12 protein-coding genes are annotated in these 17509 nt (G+C 37.8%); 1 reads left to right on the top strand and 11 read right to left on the bottom strand.

The features are described 5' to 3' along the window. Positions 1–29 precede the first annotated feature (29 nt). From malQ to HMPREF1495_RS11760, 7 genes are read right to left on the bottom strand one after another with little or no spacing between them, the layout of a single operon-like run. Complete coding sequence (malQ, locus tag HMPREF1495_RS11730) at positions 30–1496, bottom strand: 4-alpha-glucanotransferase (RefSeq protein ID WP_034215059.1); 1467 nt, start codon at positions 1494–1496, stop codon at positions 30–32. Positions 1497–1506: 10 nt separating this feature from the next. Next, the gene (locus tag HMPREF1495_RS11735) at positions 1507–3765 is read right to left on the bottom strand and encodes a glycogen/starch/alpha-glucan phosphorylase (RefSeq protein ID WP_034215062.1); all 2259 of its coding nucleotides are present in this window, start codon (positions 3763–3765) and stop codon (positions 1507–1509) included. Positions 3766–3782: 17 nt separating this feature from the next. Further along, positions 3783–5537 carry a glycoside hydrolase family 13 protein gene (locus HMPREF1495_RS11740; RefSeq protein ID WP_034215064.1) on the bottom strand — a complete coding sequence of 585 codons (1755 nt, stop codon included), beginning with the start codon at positions 5535–5537 and terminating at the stop codon, positions 3783–3785. Beyond that, a complete protein-coding gene (gene pulA / locus HMPREF1495_RS11745; RefSeq protein ID WP_034215067.1) occupies positions 5537–7480 on the bottom strand; it encodes a type I pullulanase in 1944 nt (647 codons plus the stop codon). Before pulA ends, HMPREF1495_RS11740 begins: the two co-directional genes overlap by 1 nt. A 2-nt stretch (positions 7481–7482) precedes the next feature. Beyond that, positions 7483–8352, bottom strand: coding sequence for a sugar ABC transporter permease (locus HMPREF1495_RS11750; RefSeq protein ID WP_009663462.1), 870 nt, complete (start codon positions 8350–8352; stop codon positions 7483–7485). A 2-nt stretch (positions 8353–8354) separates the two neighbouring features. Further along, positions 8355–9734: a carbohydrate ABC transporter permease gene (locus HMPREF1495_RS11755; protein ID WP_034215070.1), complete on the bottom strand. Its 1380-nt coding sequence runs from the start codon at positions 9732–9734 to the stop codon at positions 8355–8357. 12 nt (positions 9735–9746) lie between these two features. Continuing rightward, on the bottom strand, positions 9747–10985 hold the full coding sequence (locus HMPREF1495_RS11760; RefSeq protein ID WP_034215073.1) for an extracellular solute-binding protein: 1239 nt from the start codon (positions 10983–10985) through the stop codon (positions 9747–9749). A gap of 262 nt (positions 10986–11247) precedes the next feature. Here HMPREF1495_RS11760 and HMPREF1495_RS11765 point away from each other — a divergent pair, with 262 nt between their 5' ends. Beyond that, positions 11248–12270 (top strand): LacI family DNA-binding transcriptional regulator, encoded by a 1023-nt coding sequence (locus tag HMPREF1495_RS11765; RefSeq protein ID WP_034215076.1) that lies wholly within the window; start codon positions 11248–11250, stop codon positions 12268–12270. 27 nt (positions 12271–12297) lie between these two features. On the opposite strand, the gene pflA is transcribed toward HMPREF1495_RS11765, so the two are convergent. The 4 genes from pflA to thiD all read right to left on the bottom strand — a co-directional run bounded on the left by pflA (position 12298) and on the right by thiD (position 17508). Next, positions 12298–13035, bottom strand: coding sequence for a pyruvate formate-lyase-activating protein (pflA, locus tag HMPREF1495_RS11770; protein ID WP_034215079.1), 738 nt, complete (start codon positions 13033–13035; stop codon positions 12298–12300). Positions 13036–13102: 67 nt separating this feature from the next. Next, positions 13103–15343 carry a formate C-acetyltransferase gene (pflB, locus tag HMPREF1495_RS11775; RefSeq protein WP_034215082.1) on the bottom strand — a complete coding sequence of 747 codons (2241 nt, stop codon included), beginning with the start codon at positions 15341–15343 and terminating at the stop codon, positions 13103–13105. 193 nt (positions 15344–15536) lie between these two features. Then, positions 15537–16703: a putative hydroxymethylpyrimidine transporter CytX gene (gene cytX, locus HMPREF1495_RS11780; RefSeq protein WP_034215085.1), complete on the bottom strand. Its 1167-nt coding sequence runs from the start codon at positions 16701–16703 to the stop codon at positions 15537–15539. Then, positions 16696–17508 carry a bifunctional hydroxymethylpyrimidine kinase/phosphomethylpyrimidine kinase gene (gene thiD / locus HMPREF1495_RS11785; protein WP_034215088.1) on the bottom strand — a complete coding sequence of 271 codons (813 nt, stop codon included), beginning with the start codon at positions 17506–17508 and terminating at the stop codon, positions 16696–16698. Before thiD ends, cytX begins: the two co-directional genes overlap by 8 nt. Between the last annotated feature and the right edge of the window lies 1 nt (position 17509).

The raw sequence follows: 17509 nt of genomic DNA on the forward strand, positions 1-17509 counted from the left end.
TCAACTTTAAAGAGTCTTGACACTTTCTATTATCTGTTCATTATCAAATTTTTATATCTTGCCAGTTCTACTTTTGCATTAGCGAAGTCTACCATATGCCATTCCCAGTTCGGACTGCCGACTGTTCCCGGTGTATTGATATGACCTTCTTTCCCAAGTCCTATGATATCAGCCAAAGGTATAATGGCATACTCTGCCTTACTATTTAACACATAGTTCAAAAGCCTGTCCTTTATATTGCCTGCCTTTATACCCTGCTTCTTTAAAAACTCTCTGACCTTTCTTTTTGCAGCCACAGTCAGGCTTTCATACCACTGCATCAAAGTATCATTATCATGAGTTCCTGTATAGAAAATGACATTCTCTATATCATTTGATATATCTTTTGCATACTTTCCTTTTGTATCAATGGAGAATAGAAGAATTCTCATTCCCTTTAAGTGATAGTGATCCTTAAGCTCCAATACCTCAGGACGCAATTCTCCCAAATCCTCAGCCACAAGATTTATACCCGGAAGCTCCTTATTTAGGGTATCTATCACTTCATAGCCCGGAGCCTCAACCCATTCTCCGTCAATAGCTGTAGGACATGATGCAGGTATCTTCCAGAAAGTATCAAATGCACGGAAGTGATCGATACGGATGATATCAAATAACTTATTGCTGTATCCTATTCTGTCCACCCAGAACTTATATTTGTTTTTCTTTAAGTAGTCCCAGTCATAGATAGGATTTCCCCATCTCTGGCCTGTAGCACTGAAATAATCAGGCGGCACACCTGCAATAAACAGCGGTCTTCCGTCAGTATCAAGTAGGAAATTATCCTTACCTGACCATACATCTACAGAGTCAAGTCCGACATAGAAAGGCACATCGCCCATAACTTCAATGCCTGCTTCATTGGCATATCTTTTTACAGCCATCCACTGTGTATAGAAAATATATTGAATAAAGCATTGATATTCGGCTTCTTTTTCTACATTCTCAGAAAGTGCACTCTTTTCTCCTGACCAATTCTTGTAATCAGCCTTCCACTCATTCCAACAATCACCGTTGTTGTCAAGCTTTAGAGCACGAAAAACACCATAGGTATATACCCAATCCTGTGACATAAAGTCTTTATACGTAGGGGCGTTTTGTCCGTCTTTGGCCTTAAACTTTTCAAAAGCTTCTCTTAGGTAGCTTTCTTTAAAAGCTCTTACTGCCGTATAATCAACTCTTTTTGCATTTTCTCTAAATGTATCGGGTTTCTTATCAAGCAATCCGGATTCGAAAAGCAAGTCAAGACTGATATAAAGCTCATCACCTGCGCATGAGGAGTATGGTTGATAAGGAGAGTTTCCGTATCCTACAGGATTTAGCGGTAAAATCTGCCAGATCTTTACGCCGTTTTCCTTCATTATATCAATCCACTGATAAGAAGCCCATCCAAGCTCTCCCACACCTGTTGTGGAAGGGAGAGCTGAAACCGGCATTAAAATTCCTGTTTTCTTCATTCAATACTCCTTATAAATGCCAGATATCCTTGTTATACTCCGCGATGGTTCTGTCTGATGAGAAGAATCCGGCCTTTGCTATATTTACAAGTGCCTTCTTTGACCAAGACATCTCGTCTTCATAGTCATTTAACATCTGCTCTTTTGTCTTTATATAATCCTTTACATCAAGGAGTGCCATAAACCAGTCTTTACCTACAATTTCCTTATAAAGTCTGCAAAGATTCATCGGGTCTCCGATACGAATAAGTTCTTTGCTGATAATGAAGTCTACCAACTCCTCCACCTCAGGGTCATTATCATAGATATCGGCAGAACTATATGAAGCTGTTTCATAGAGCTTTATTACATCTTCAGACTTCTTACCGAAGATATAGATATTATCATCGCCTACAAGCTCATGAATTTCTACATTGGCACCGTCCTCTGTACCAAGTGTTACAGCACCGTTTAGCATAAACTTCATATTTCCTGTTCCTGAAGCTTCCTTTGATGCAAGCGAAATCTGCTCGGAAATATCACAAGCAGGGATAAGCTTTTCAGCCTTTGTAACATTGTAGTTTTCCACCATAACTATCTTAAGATATGGACTTACATCCAGGTCATTCTCCACCAACTGCTGCAGGCAAAGAATCAAATGAATTATATCTTTTGCAATAGTATAGGCAGGTGCTGCCTTTGCTCCGAAGATCATTGTAATCGGACGCTTCGGTAGATGTCCCTTCTTGATCTCTTTATATTTGTAAATAGCATAGAGTGCATTCATCTGCTGTCTCTTATACTCATGCAAACGCTTTATCTGAATATCAAATACAGAGTTCTCATCAATATCAATGTTCTGAGTCTGCTTTAAATACTTCTTAAGCTCTAATTTGGCATCCTTTTTGATTTCTCTAAGCTTCTTTAATACATTCTCATCATCTTTGTAGTCTAAAAGCTTTTCAAGATTTTCGGCATTATCCATATACTCAGGTCCTATAAGCTCGTTTAAATACTCTGAAAGCTCATGATTGCAGTGAACAAGCCATCTACGGAATGTAATACCGTTTGTCTTGTTGTTGAACTTCTCAGGGTAGATATCATAAAAATGCTTAAGCTCGGAGTTTTTCAAAATCTCTGTATGAAGAGCCGCAACACCGTTTACAGCGTAGCCGTAATGAATATCAATATGAGCCATATGTACACGGTTCTGATTGTCTATGATATATACTCTCTCATCACTGAACTCTCTTCTTATTCTGGCATCAAGCTCATAGATAATAGGCAATAACTGTGGAACTACCTTCTCCAAGTAGCTGATCGGCCACTTTTCAAGTGCCTCGGCAAGTATTGTATGATTTGTATAAGCACATGTCTTTCTTACAACATCAATAGCTGTATCCATGTTGAAGCCCTTTTGCTGTGTCAAAATACGGATAAGCTCAGGAATAACCATAGTAGGGTGAGTATCATTGATCTGAACACATACATGCTCATGAAGTCTGTAAAGATCTACACCTCTTCCTTCAGCCTCTCTTATAATTAGCTGTGCAGCATTGCTTACCATAAAGTACTGCTGATAAATTCTGAGCAGATGTCCTGCCTCATCACTGTCATCCGGATACAAGAACAATGTAAGGTTCTTACCGATATCATGTTTATCAAAATTTATGCCGTCTCTTATAATAGACTCGTCCACACTGTCAATATCAAAAAGATGTAATTTATTGCATTTGCTTTGATGATATCCCGGAACATCTATATCATACATTGTAGATTTCAAAGTAAAGTCTTTGAAAGGAACTTCAAAACTCACATCTGTTCTTGTAAGCCAGCTGTTATCTGTAATCCATGGATTCTTCTCTTCATACTGCTTATTGTCTACAAACTTTTGTAAGAAAAGTCCGTCATGATAGTTTAATCCTACACCGTCACCGTTTAATCCAAGTGTTGCGATAGAATCAAGGAAGCATGCGGCCAAACGTCCAAGACCACCGTTTCCAAGTGAAGGCTCAGGCTCCACCTCTTCAACTGCCGTTATATCGTGACCATTCTTTGCAAGTATTTCTCTTACTTCATCAAACATTCCAAGATTTATAAGATTGTTTGACAAAAGCTTTCCGATAAGGAACTCTGCTGAGATGTAATATAGCTTTCTATTTCCTGTATTATGCTCCATGCCTTCCATCTTCTCTTTTGTAATGTTCAAGAGTGCTGTGTAAATTTCCGCATCTGAAGCTGCTGAAATTTCCTTACCAAGTTTGTTCTTTAAAATTTCTTCTAATGACATACCTTTTTCTCCTTTTTTCAAATCCTACGGATTAAAGTTCCGTTTGCTTCAAGTACTTCTCCGTCAAACTTTCGTGAAAATAAAATCTCTTTCCCCATATCTATTTTGATAGGATTTTCCGAAGCATTTATTAAGACTTCCATACTGTTTCCATCTTCATCAATCTTGATATATTCCACACATCTGTCATTATCATAGTTATGTGGAAAGTGGAAATGTGGACTCCTACACATTTTCTCATTGCGCCTTAACATTATAAGACTTCTCATTGTAGCAATTTTTTCTACATTTTCACTGCTGTCAATCTCACTCCACGGCATACATCTCCTGCAATCCGGATCATGTGCACCTTCCATGGCTATCTCCGTACCGTAGTAGATACAAGGGCTTCCCGGAAGTGTGAAAAGAATTGCAAGCTGCTGATAAAACTTATCCAAATCATGGAATCTGTTTATAAGTCTTTCCGTGTCATGCGAATCAAGCAGATTGAATAATACATTGTTACTCTGCTGCATATACATTGTATAACAGCGGTTGACCATATACTCAAACTCATGCTTTTTCATAGTCTTATCAAGGAAAAAGTCATGAATTCCACTAAGCAGAGGATAATTCATCACAGAGTCGTATTCATCTCCCTGAAGCCACTGTATTGCATCATGCCAGATTTCTCCAAGCAGGTAAATATCAGGCTTTATAGCCTTTAGATGCTCTCTGATTTTTTTCAAAAACCTGTGTGATACCTCATTACCAACATCAAAACGAATACCGTCTATATCAAACTCTCTTATCCAATCTTCACAGATTTTACAAAAATAGTTTATAACCTCATCATTGTTGGTGTTAAGTTTCGGCATACCGTCCGTAAAAGCAAAAGTGTAATACCTTTTATCCCTTGTATCTCCTCTTTTTGCAATGTCTGCCCAGTTTTCCACCATGAACCAGTCTGCATACTTTGAATATTTCCCGTTTTCAAGCACATCAATCCATGGCTTAAATTTTCTTCCGGAGTGATTAAATACCGCATCCACCATAATACGAATACCCTTATTATGAGCCTCTTTGCAAAGTGCTTTCATGGTATCAATATCTCCAAAAGAAGGATCTATCTTTGTATAATCTGTTGTATCGTACTTATGATTAGATTCGGCTTCCATTATAGGATTCAGATAAATGCCTGTTATTCCAAGGTTTTGCAGGTAATCAAGTTTACTCCTGATTCCTTCCAAATTTCCACCGAATTTCTCATAATTGGTAACACTTCCATGATCTCTCCAAGGCAGAATATCTTCTGTATTTTTCTCAGGAGTACCATTACAAAATCTGTCAGGGAATATCTGATACCAAATAGTGTCATTTACCCATGCAGGTGTAACATTTATATCCGACGGATTCATCCACGGCATAATGAAGCATTGCAGCATTCTTCCGTCCATATGGAACTGTTCCTTGGTTAAAAATCCGTCTTCAAAATAATACCAGACACTGTCATGTGTATGCAGTTCAAAAAAATACTTACATCTTTTATATATAGGAGTAAGTGTCGTAGTCCACCATAACTGATTTGACAATCGCTTTTTATAGACTATCTCTTCTCTTTTTCCGGTCCACTTCTCGTTTCCGCCAAGTATTCCGGCTTCAAACGGATCACCACAGTGGATAAAAACCTGCTTAACATCATATCCTGTTTTTAAATTTATAATGAGTCTGTCCTTATCAAGAGCATAACTCATCTGTTCTGATGTTCTATGGTATACACCGGTAAATTCCATTATATCTCCTTTATGTTTTTCTTACCAAGTATCAATACACTTTGTTTTCCTACTTTTATAGGAGCCTTTACATTTATATTCTTTTTCCAAAGCATACTGTCATTGCCGTCACAAAGTACTTCAAAGCCTTTATCCAAAGACTCAACTTCAAAGTCCTTATTTGAAGCATTATAAATTACTTTGACCTGACTCCACAAAGAATCCTTATCATTGTTTACACTAAATCCTACAACCTGCTTTTGCTTCCACATATCGGTAATGTGCTTGTAGCTGTTTTCAGACTTATCACAAAGCCCCGAAATTTGTTTTCTAAGTGCAATCAGACCTTTATAGTAGTCGACAAGGTTCTTATTCTTATATGCAAGTTCCCAGTCAAGTTTGTTTATCTCAATAGGCATATTGTAGGTGTTGTCAAGTCCGCCCTTTGTTCTGCCGAATTCCTCGCCCGATAAGAAAAACAAAGTCCCCTGACAAGTCATATAAATTGCGGCTGCCAGTTTGTTTAATCTCATTATCTCATCTTTACCGGCGGTATCACTCAGTTTATCCCAAAGTGTCTGATTGTCATGTGCCGAAACATATGTGACTATCTGTGACGGTGCTTTCACACCTTTAAACTCTTTATTATATTTCGGGTCACACCATGCACTTACACTTGCAAGTATATCATCTTCTTTTTCCATGCCGCCGTTTACAAATCCGGCTTCCTTAGGTCTGAGTGCTGAACCCTTTATAGAATCTCTTGTGTTGTCACAAAATACTCCTATATTTTCATCTAAAAGAGCTATATTATCTTTGTTTGCAACTTTTTTATTGTATTCTATGGCGGTGTCAGTTGCAGACCAAGGCTCACCATAGATTATCTTTTCGCCCTTGCCGTATATGATATCCAGTTCTTTTCTGATATTGTTCATCAAATCGGTATCAAGAAGTCCCATCAAATCAAAGCGAAATCCGTCAATATGATATTCCCTTACCCAGTAAAGTACGGACTCCAAGATATATTTTGAACACATGGCTCTTTCACTTGCCACATCATTGCCGCAGGCAGAACCGTCGGATACCTTGCCGTCACTGAATGCTCTGTAAAAATACCAAGGCAGAGTCCTTTGAAACCATGAATCAAGTGAGTAAGTGTGATTGTATACCACATCCATAATCACGCCAAATCCGGCTTCATGAATAGATTGTATCATCTCCTTCATTTCGGTGATACGAACCTCACCGTGAAAGGCATCTGTAGCATACGAACCCTCAGGTACATTGTAATTTACAGGGTCATATCCCCAGTTGAACTCATCGTCTTTAGTTTCGTCCACAGAACCGTAATCATACATCGGCATTATTTGAATATGTGTCACACCCAGTTCTTTCAGATAGTCAAGTCCTGTAGGATGAATACCGTCATTATTTAATGTTGTATGCTTACAGGTAAAAGCCTTATACTTTCTGCGATACTCTAAAGGGAAACCTCCCGACTTATCATAGGAAAACTCTTTTACATGAAGCTCATATACAACTCTTTCTTTACCTTTTTTCGGTGCCTTATCATTTTCCCAACCTTTCGGATCAGTTTTTTTCAAGTTTACCGCCATACTTCTGATACCGTTGGCTCCGCAGGCTTTTGCATACGGGTCGGCGGTTAAAACTTCTTTAGAGTCTCTCTTTATCAAATAATCATAGTACACTTTATGAAGCTCTTTGTGTGAGTGAAAGCTCCAAACTCCCTTATCCTCTTTTTCCATAGGAATCTGCTCATACGCCTTGCCGCCGTCACCGGCTTCATAAAGATTTAGTACTACACTATCTGCACCCGGTGACCACAGTTTAAATGTGGTCTCGTTTTCATTACATTCCACACCAAGGTCATTTCCCTCATAAATATAGTTATCAAGAAACTCCTTTGATGAGTAATATTTTTTAAGTTCAATTATATTTTCCATTACTATCCCTTAACGGCACCTGAAATACCGTCTACATAGTATTTTTGCATGAATAAGAATAAGAGTGCAATCGGAATGGAAATAAGCACCGCTCCTGCCGCAAAGCTTGTGTACCAGCTGTCAATATATTCTTTTTCAAGCATCTTCCAAAGTCCGATAGCTATCGTATATTGGTCCGAGTTTGCTCTGCATATAACTCTCGCAAAGATAAAGTCAAGCCATGGTCCCATAAATGATGTTAAGACAGTATATACAATAATAGGTTTACTAAGCGGTAATGTAATCTTATAAAAAATCTGCCATCTGGTACATCCGTCCAAAAGTGCCGCCTCATCTATCGCTGCAGGAATTGTATCAAAAAATCCCTTTGCAATCTGGAATCCAAGCCCTGCACCTCCGGAGTAACATAGAATAAGTGCCAATTTAATAAGATTTCCCTCTGTAAGTCCCATTGCCTTTAAAATAAAGTATACAGCAATCATTGACATAAATCCCGGGAAGAGTCCTAGTACCATTGCCATGTTCATATAAGGCTTTCTGAGTTTAAACTTTATTCTTGAAAGGCAGTATGAAACTGCAAGTACATAAAATGCCGACAATATACATGAACAGATTGCGATAAACAAGGTGTTCATAAACATCTGCGGGAAGTTTAATATAGTTGTATCACTAAACAGCTTTGCATAGTTGTCAAGTGTAAACGCCTTTGGGAAGAAGGTCGATACATATGATCCCTTTTCCGCTCTAAAGCTTGTCAAAACTACCCAGAATATAGGGAAAAGCCAAATAACGGCCAATATAGCAAGAACGATATGTACAATAGTGTTGTTTATCATTCTCTTTTTCTTTGCAGATTGAAATTGCTTTGCCATAATTAGAATCCTCCCTCTTCCTTATATGATTTACTGTTTCTGTAAGTGAACAGTGCACCGATTGCCAAAATAACAAATGTCATAATACCGATAACCGCGCCGATATTGTAATACTGTTTGTCAATTGTCAACTTATAAAGCCATGTAACCAAAAGGTCTGTCTTACCTGCTGTTGAAGAGAGGTCTGTAACCGGATCTCCGCCCGACAAGAGGTAGATAACGTTGAAGTTGTTGATATTACCTGTAAATGTAACAATCAGGTAAGGTGTTGTAACATAGAGCATGTAAGGCAATGTAATCTTTGTAAATGTCTGTATTGCATTTGCCCCGTCAACTCTTGCCGCCTCATAAAGGTCCTCAGGGATATTTTGCAATACACCTGTAAGCTGAAGTAAGGTATACGGTACACCTACCCAGATATTGATAATGATAACGGTAACTCTTGCCCATGTCGGATCTGTAAAGAAAGGAAGACTCTTATCACTTGCTATAAGGCCAAGGTTTCTAAGAAGTACATTCACTGCACCTTCAGGCTGTAACATTGTACGCATTATAAGAAGTGATACGAACATAGGTACCGCACATGAAAGCACAAAACAAAATCTCCAAAATCCCTTTGCTCTTGTTCCTTTTCTGTTTATAAGGAGTGATAAAATCATACCGAAAATATAGTTACTGAATGTTGCGAAGAACGCCCAGATAACTGTCCATCCAAGCACCGACCAGAATGTACTTCCAAGGATACTTTTTGAATCAAACAATGTCTTGAAATTATCAAGTCCCACCCAATCAAACAGCATTAAATGATTGTCTATACGGCTATAGTTTGTAAATGCCATACAGATCATAAATACTAAAGGAAGTATTGTAAATATAAATACAAATGCTGTAGGCGGTGTCATAAACAGACGATATAAATTTTCATTTAAAAGTGTTTTCAAATCTTCTGCAAAGTTATTTACATGCTTACCTTCTTTGCGGAGACATTCAGCTTTGTATGCGCTCTTTAATGTACCTCTCCAGATAACTACCATAAGAACGGTAATCAAAATTGCGGCCACACCGTAAAGTAATATAAGAATTGACTGATCACCCTTTGTATAGGTATAAATCTGCTTTGCCTCATCCCATACTTCCTGCTGCTCTACGCTTCCAAGTGTTCGTAGACCCGCTATAAAGCCGATTCCGTTTACAAACATAAAGACAAGATATGCGATCTCTATAAAAAGATATATAAGTCCTTTTATAACCTGTCCGTTTACTATATTTCCAAATCCCATCAGGATCATGGAAAGCTTCGTTGATAATCCGCCCTCTTTTATTGCATTGGTGCAAGTGTATGGAGTCGGAAATTCATTAACTCTTTTTTTTAATAAACCCATAACATTTACCCCTTAATTTATTCCGTTACTGTTCATTGCCGCATTCATTGCTTCTGTCTGTTCTTTGGCATTATCATGTGTCACGCTCTTATTTCTGATTCCCTTACCCATGTTTTCAACAGGACTCCAACAATTACTCATAGCCGATACGAAAGGCTGAAGAATTGATGTATTGTTAAAGGTATTGTTCTGTGCCAAAACAAGTGCATCAGATGCTATCTCAGGATCCTTTAAAAGTTCGGTATTACAAGGAATAACATTTCTCAACTCATAGTGTGCTTTCTGTGCTTCCATTCCTCCGAGGTATACTGCAAGTGCAACCGCCTGTTCCATATGCTCACTGTGAGAATTTACTCCGATTGCCTTTGAACCTGCATATGCGAGCATCTGCTTTTGTTCACCTTTAATACTGTATGTAGGAAGTGAAGCTGCACCCATATTTTCTCCAAGTGCTTCCTTAATTGCATTTGCATCCCATGAACCTGTAAACATTGCATTTACACTTCCGTCACGAAGCCCTGCAAGTGCCGAACCGTCAGCATCAATTTTGAAATTAGGATTTGCTGCAAGGTCTATAACATAATTTGTAACATCTACAGCCTTGTCGCCTCCGAAGTCAACACCATTTGACTCATCGTTTTCATTTCCGAACAATGTACATCCGTTTCCAAGATAGAATGCAGGGAGATACCACGAATTTCCTAAAGGAAAAGACACCGTACCCTTCTTTAACATTGTGTCAAGGTTTTTTATGTCATCATCTGAAAATACGGACTTGTCATAAAACATATACCAGGTGTTTGTTGTAAAGGGTACACCGTAAAGCTCATTATTTACAGTAAGTGAATCCAAAAGCTCTTTTGAGTTGGTTGACTCAATAGTCTCTTTATACTTTCCTCCAAACTTTGCTATTGCCTTTGCATCGATAAGATTACTTATACGATCGTTTGCATACATAAATACATCGGCGCTCGCTTCCGGATCCTGTGATACCTGATCTGCAGCAGTCGCTTCATCTGCAACTCCGTAGACAAATGTGATATCCCATTCCGGATGTTCATTCGCAAAATTTTTACACATTGTCTGAAGCCACTCACCACTGTCTTTTGACTGATCTTCAGACGGCGACCAAACCATCAGCCTGACTTTCTCTACTCCGGCTGAGCTTTTACTGCCGGCACATGCGGTCAGCCCTACTCCCAGAGTCAAAGCCATGATTCCTGTTAGAAATCTTTTAAGACTTCCTACCATAATCTTACTACCTCCTGATTAAATTTTCGTATTGTTTCGTTAATGTAAATATATATCTTTTTTAATTCCCAGTCAATAAATTTTCATTTTTTCTTTATGTTTTTAAAGCCCGAAAATAAAGCTGTATACAGTATTCAAAAATTTTCGTTTTGTTTCCGAAATTCTTGAAAAATACCATATTATGTTCTTTGTTGCTTTTTAACATTTTATTCTATATAATAATATAAAAATGATTTTCTTTTATATGAAAGGATATTAAACTATGACCACAATACAGGATATTGCTGATAAATTAGGCATTTCCAAGAGTACTGTGTCAAAGGCATTAAATGATGCACCTGATGTTAGCGAAACTTTACGCAAACAAGTTCTTGAAACTGCTGTTGCATTGGATTATACAAAATTGAGGCGATATAAAAAGCCGACAAAAAAAATCTGTATTTTAATAGAAAGAGAAAATATAGAGTATTTGGAACCACATCACTTTGCTTATGATATTATCATCGGTTTTCGTCAACTTGCAGAGCCTGCAGGCTTTGAGGTGGAAACAGTGCCTGTTGATACCGATTTTCAAAAAAATAAAACATATGATATCTTTATGCTTGAACATGATTATGCAGGTTCATTTGTACTGGGATTCTCACTACATGATCCTTGGATTAATGATTTTAAAGACAGTCATACTCCTGCCGTACTTTTTGACAACTATATTACCGGAAATCCGTCTACCGCCTATGTCGGCATTGACAATAGTGAAGGAATGGAACTGATTCTTGATCATCTTACAAATCTCGGACATAAAAAAATAGCTTATCTTAGCGGTTCACTCGGATCCTATGTACTTCAAATGAGACATGCGGCTTTTTTACACGCTATGCATAGTCATGGCCATAAAACAACACCTGAGAACACAGGCTGTTCTTACTATCTGTCTGAGTGTATAGAAAAGCATCTACCAAGATTTTTGGAAGCCGGAATGACTGCTATAATCTGCAGCCATGATAATATTGCAGCTGCATCAATAACTCAGTGCCACCAGCTTGGCTATAAAGTTCCTGAAGATATAAGTATTATCGGATTTGACGATTTGCCTATAGCGGCTTACACATCACCTCCCCTTACTACTATAAAACAGGACAGAATAGAGCTTGGAAAAAGCGGATTCTTTGCCCTCTCAAGTCTTTTAAGCAATATACCCATCAGTACTTTTTTACTTCATGCAAAGCTTATTGAAAGAAAAACAACATCAAAAGTCTGTACAGGCAAAAAAAGCGACGATCTGTGATAACGCGGAAAGTCGCTTTTTATTTAGTTATATTTTTTTCGTATCAAGTATCCTGTTGGCATTTTCTATCCTTTCCTTCGTAGGCGGATCAATACCTTCAAGCTTATACTCAATTCCCAGATTATCCCATTTATGTCTTCCCAATGTGTGGTATGGCAATACTTCCACCTTCTCCACATTCTTTAAAGAAGAAATAAATTCCTTAAGTTTAATAAGATCCTCATCATAATCACTTCTTTCAGGTACCAAAACATGACGAATCCACATCCTTTTTCCCATTTCATCCATTGTTTTTGCCATTTCAAGAATATGATCGTTTTTCATGCCTGTTATAATTTCATGTCTTTTATTGTTTATCTCCTTTATATCAAGCATAATAAGATCCGTATATTGCATCAAGATTTTGAACTTTTCAAAAAAGTTTGAATCTTTACTGAAAGGTCCTCCGGCAGTATCAAGACAGGTATTTACACCGTTTTCTTTACACAGTTTAAAGAGCTCTATTATAAAATCTATCTGTAGTAAGGGTTCTCCACCACTTACGGTAATCCCACCGTTCTCCTTCCAATACGGCTTATATCTTATTGCCTTGTCAAACACTTCCTGAGCACTGAATATCTGATTTTCCTTTTTAGACCAGGTGTCCGGATTGTGACAGAACTGACACCTCATAGGACAGCCTTGTACAAATACAACAAATCTGACCCCCGGACCGTCCACCAGCCCGAATGTCTCAAATGAGTGTATATTTCCTCTTACTTCCATATTTCCTCCAAAAGCTAAAGGCTATGCAAAGTAAACTTCACATAGCCAAATATCAAATCAGTTTATATTATAGCTTGTCATGACATGTTCTGGCGATAACGTCAAGCTGCTGCTCTCTTGTAAGATCAATAAACTTAACGGCATATCCTGAAACTCTTATTGTGAAGTTTGCATACTCCTCCTTCTCAGGATGTTCCATAGCATCTATAAGTTTTTCAGTACCGAATACATTTACATTGAGGTGATGTGCACCCTGATCAAAATATCCGTCCATTACCTGAGTAAGGTTTTTCTTTTGTTCATCCTCACCATGTCCGAGAGCTGACGGATTGATAGTCTGAGTATTTGAAATACCGTCAAGTGCATACTCATACGGCAACTTTGTAAGTGAATTAAGTGAAGCTAAAAGGCCGTTTTTTTCTGCACCGTAGCTTGGATTTGCTCCCGGAGCCAAAGGCTCTCCCGCCTTTCTTCCGTCAGGCATGCTTCCTGTCGCCTTACCGTATACTACATTTGAAGTAATTGTAAGTATGGATGTTGTCGCTTCCGAATTTCTGTATGTATGTCTTTTCTTAACCTTTGTAAGGAAAGTCTTTAAAAGCCATACCGCAATATCATCGGCTCTGTCATCATCATTTCCGTATCTTGGGAAATCACCTGTTGTCTCATAGTCAACCACTATTCCGTTTTCATCACGTATTGTCTTTACCTTGGCATATTTGATTGCACAAAGTGAATCTACTACATGTGAAAATCCTGCAATACCTGTTGCAAATGTTCTTCTGACATCGGTATCTATAAGTGCCATCTCGGCAGCCTCATAATAATACTTATCATGCATATATTGAATAAGATTTAATGTATTTACATAAAGTCCTGCCAGCCAGTCCATCATTACATCATATCTCTCCATTACCTCATCATAATCAAGATATTCAGATGTTATAGGTCTGAAAGCCGGTCCGACCTGCTCTTTTGACTTTGCATCCACACCGCCGTTTATAGAATAAAGTAGGCATTTTGCAAGATTTGCTCTTGCTCCAAAGAATTGCATTTCCTTTCCTGTTTCTGTCGCCGATACACAGCAACATATAGAATAATCATCACCCCATACCGGACGCATTACATCATCATTTTCATACTGTACAGAACTTGTTCTTATAGAAATAGCTGATGAATACTCTTTAAATGCCTTTGGCAGTCTGCTTGAATAAAGTACGGTAAGGTTCGGCTCCGGTGAAGGTCCCATATTCTCAAGTGTATGTAAGAACCTGAAATCATTCTTTGTAACCATCGACCTTCCGTCCATACCGAGTCCTGCCATCTCAAGTGTAGCCCAAACCGGATCGCCTGAAAAAAGCTGATTGTAAGAAGGTATTCTGGCAAATTTTACCATTCTGAACTTCATTACAAGGTGATCTATCAACTCCTGTGCTTCACTTTCTGTAAGTTTTCCTGCCTTTAAATCTCTTTCAATGTAAATATCAAGAAATGTTGAAATTCTTCCGACACTCATTGCCGCACCGTTTTGTGTCTTTATAGCCGCAAGGTATCCGAAGTATAACCACTGTACAGCCTCTCTTGCATCCTTTGCAGGTTTTGATATATCAAATCCGTATGCTGCAGCCATTTCCTTCATCTGTTTAAGAGCCTCTATCTGCATTCCAAGTTCGTCTCTTTGACGAATTATTTCATCAAACATTGTACCGTCGCCACAATTTTCCAAATCTTCCTGTTTCTTTTCTATAAGAAAATCTATTCCATAGAGTGCAACCCTTCTGTAATCTCCTACAATTCTGCCTCTACCATATGTATCAGGAAGTCCTGTAATTATTTTATTATGCCTTGCCGCATGCATTTCAGGTGTATAAGCCTCAAACACTGCCTGATTATGAGTCCTGTGATATTCTGTAAATATCTTGTGGAACTTCTCATTTGTCTGATAGCCGTAAGTACTTGCAGCCTGCTCTGCCATCTTGATACCACCAAAAGGCATAAAAGCTCTCTTTAAAGGTTTATCTGTTTGAAGTCCTACAACCTTTTCAAGATCTTTCATATCTTCATTGATATATCCCGGTCCATAGGCAGTTAGAGTCGAAACAACTTCAGTCTCCATATCAAGAACTCCGCCTTTAGCTCTCTCCTCTTTTTGGAGTCTTGAAAGCTCACCCCAAAGCTTGTTTGTAGCTTCTGTAGGACCCTCCAGGAAACTCTCGTCTCCATCGTATATTGTATAATTATTTTGTATAAAATCACGTACATCTATATCGTCACGCCATTTTCTTCCCTTAAAACCATCCCAGCACATAAGTACCTCCTTTTAAAATAAACAAATTAGTTAGGCTTTACTAACCTCTTTATGTCCTGATAATATCACCATTAAATTTATTATTCAAGCCATATTTGTTAAATTTTTCTCATGTTTCCAATAAAAAACAATTCCTAGCTGTTTGCTGGGAATTGTTCTGATATTTATACATTATTCTATTATACTTTTATCTTTATTTATCTATTTTAAAGACATTACTAACTGCAACCGATATAAAAATTGTGATAAGCATGCTTGGTATTGTACTTCCTATCGGTGTATCAAACTTCATCAAGATTCTGTATATTATAAATCCTGTCACCCAGATAATAATATTTTTTATTGAAAACATTTTTTTATCATTACTTATTTTCAATATAAAGAAATCCGCTATTTGTATTGCAATCATCGGTGCAAACACCGACCCTATAAGATATAAAAATCCTGTAATATCATCCATAGGTAATACAATTGCTCCCAAAGTTCCTATTACGGTAACAGCTACCGCCACCCACTTTGACTTTATTTTTGAAAATATTGATTCTGTAGATACTCCTGCCGAATACACATCTAAAAATGTTGTAGTCACTGTGGAGAGTACCACTATAAAAAGTCCCATTATGCCAAGTCCGGCTTTCAGTAAAATCTTGGCTATATCCGACTCCATTGTAAATAAGGCCGCACTCATTCCTATAATGTACATCCAGATACTTACAAAGCCGTAAACAATACTGCTTGCTGCAGTTGCTTTAACAGGCTCTTTTGCCTCTTTTGTATAATCACTGATAAGAGGCAACCATGAAAGCGGCATGGCTATTGAAAGCTCCATTGCGGCACCGAAACTCATACTGTTATCTCCTTTATCGAATGCTGTCCCACCTTTAAATATTATAAAGCTTAAAATTATTGTCATTAAAAATAATGCCGACATGGCAATTACATTTAACTTACCTAAATTTTTAACCCCTATAAGTATCCACACCAAAATCAGTCCGCCGATAACAATGCACCATATAAAATGTCCTATAGGCAATATACCTTGAGTAGCTGAGGCACCGTCATAAATCATTATACCCGTCCAACCGAAAAGCTGTAAGATGTTCAATATTGCAAAGAAAATACCACCTTTTGTTCCGAAACTTATCTTTACGGTGTCCATTGCGCTTTTTTGAGTCTTTGCACCTATCATTCCGGCTAGAAAAAGTAAAATACAACCTACTATATGTCCAAGTACTATGGCAAGTAATCCTTTTAAAAATCCTAAAGATGCAAAGTATGTACCTGTTAAAATCTCTGCTATGGATACTGCGGCTCCAAACCATATCAAACCGTTTTCAAATACTGATGTCTTCTTATTCATTATCCGCCTCCTTTGCATACTCTCCGTTTATATTAAATGCATGATTTAGAGGGCCGCTCCCCTTTCCTATATCAAGCATTGCAAGTAAAGCATCTGATATATAGTTCTTTGCCCTTTCTACGGATTCTTCAAGTGTATATCCCTTTGCAAGATTTGATGCTATTGCCGATGAAAGGCTACATCCAGTACCGTGAGTATTTTTATTATCTATACGTTTTCCTAAGAACCACTTTGCTTTTTTATTCTCATACAATAAATCATTTGCATCATTTATACTGTGTCCCCCTTTTAACAATACCGCACAATGATGATTTTCATAAATTATTTTTGCCGCCTCCAACATGTCTTTTTCATCTTTAATACTTATACCGGAAAGTACTTCCGCCTCAGGTATATTCGGCGTTATCACTCTTGCAAGAGGAAAAAGTTTTTCTTTTATTGATTTTATTGCACTGTTCTCCACAAGATTTGATCCGCTTGTAGCTACCATTACAGGGTCAAGTACAATATTTTTCGCCTTATATTTTAGAAGTTCATATTCAATAGCTTCCACTATTTCCGGCGAAGATACCATGCCTATTTTTATGGCATCAGGAAAAATATCATCAAAAATCATCTCCAACTGGCTCTTTATAAATTCAGGAGCAATATTTAGAATTCCCTTTACCCCTGTAGTATTCTGTGCTGTAAGTGCCGTTATGGCACTCATTGCATATACATTGTTTGCAGTCATTGTTTTTATATCAGCCTGTATACCTGCCCCTCCGCTTGAATCACTTCCGGCTATTGTCAATACTTTTTTCATA

Origin of the sequence: Lachnoanaerobaculum sp. MSX33 (genome assembly GCF_000512995.1) — a bacterium.
In the GTDB taxonomy this organism is placed as follows: Bacteria; Bacillota; Clostridia; order Lachnospirales; family Lachnospiraceae; genus Lachnoanaerobaculum.

Coding starts and splice junctions, on each gene's coding strand:
- malQ (WP_034215059.1), bottom strand. CDS start 1,496: ATGAAGAAAACAGGAATTTTAATGCCGGTTTCAGCTCTCCCTTCCACA.
- HMPREF1495_RS11735 (WP_034215062.1), bottom strand. CDS start 3,765: ATGTCATTAGAAGAAATTTTAAAGAACAAACTTGGTAAGGAAATTTCA.
- HMPREF1495_RS11740 (WP_034215064.1), bottom strand. CDS start 5,537: ATGGAATTTACCGGTGTATACCATAGAACATCAGAACAGATGAGTTAT.
- pulA (WP_034215067.1), bottom strand. CDS start 7,480: ATGGAAAATATAATTGAACTTAAAAAATATTACTCATCAAAGGAGTTT.
- HMPREF1495_RS11750 (WP_009663462.1), bottom strand. CDS start 8,352: ATGGCAAAGCAATTTCAATCTGCAAAGAAAAAGAGAATGATAAACAAC.
- HMPREF1495_RS11755 (WP_034215070.1), bottom strand. CDS start 9,734: ATGGGTTTATTAAAAAAAAGAGTTAATGAATTTCCGACTCCATACACT.
- HMPREF1495_RS11760 (WP_034215073.1), bottom strand. CDS start 10,985: ATGGTAGGAAGTCTTAAAAGATTTCTAACAGGAATCATGGCTTTGACT.
- HMPREF1495_RS11765 (WP_034215076.1), top strand. CDS start 11,248: ATGACCACAATACAGGATATTGCTGATAAATTAGGCATTTCCAAGAGT.
- pflA (WP_034215079.1), bottom strand. CDS start 13,035: ATGGAAGTAAGAGGAAATATACACTCATTTGAGACATTCGGGCTGGTG.
- pflB (WP_034215082.1), bottom strand. CDS start 15,343: ATGTGCTGGGATGGTTTTAAGGGAAGAAAATGGCGTGACGATATAGAT.
- cytX (WP_034215085.1), bottom strand. CDS start 16,703: ATGAATAAGAAGACATCAGTATTTGAAAACGGTTTGATATGGTTTGGA.
- thiD (WP_034215088.1), bottom strand. CDS start 17,508: ATGAAAAAAGTATTGACAATAGCCGGAAGTGATTCAAGCGGAGGGGCA.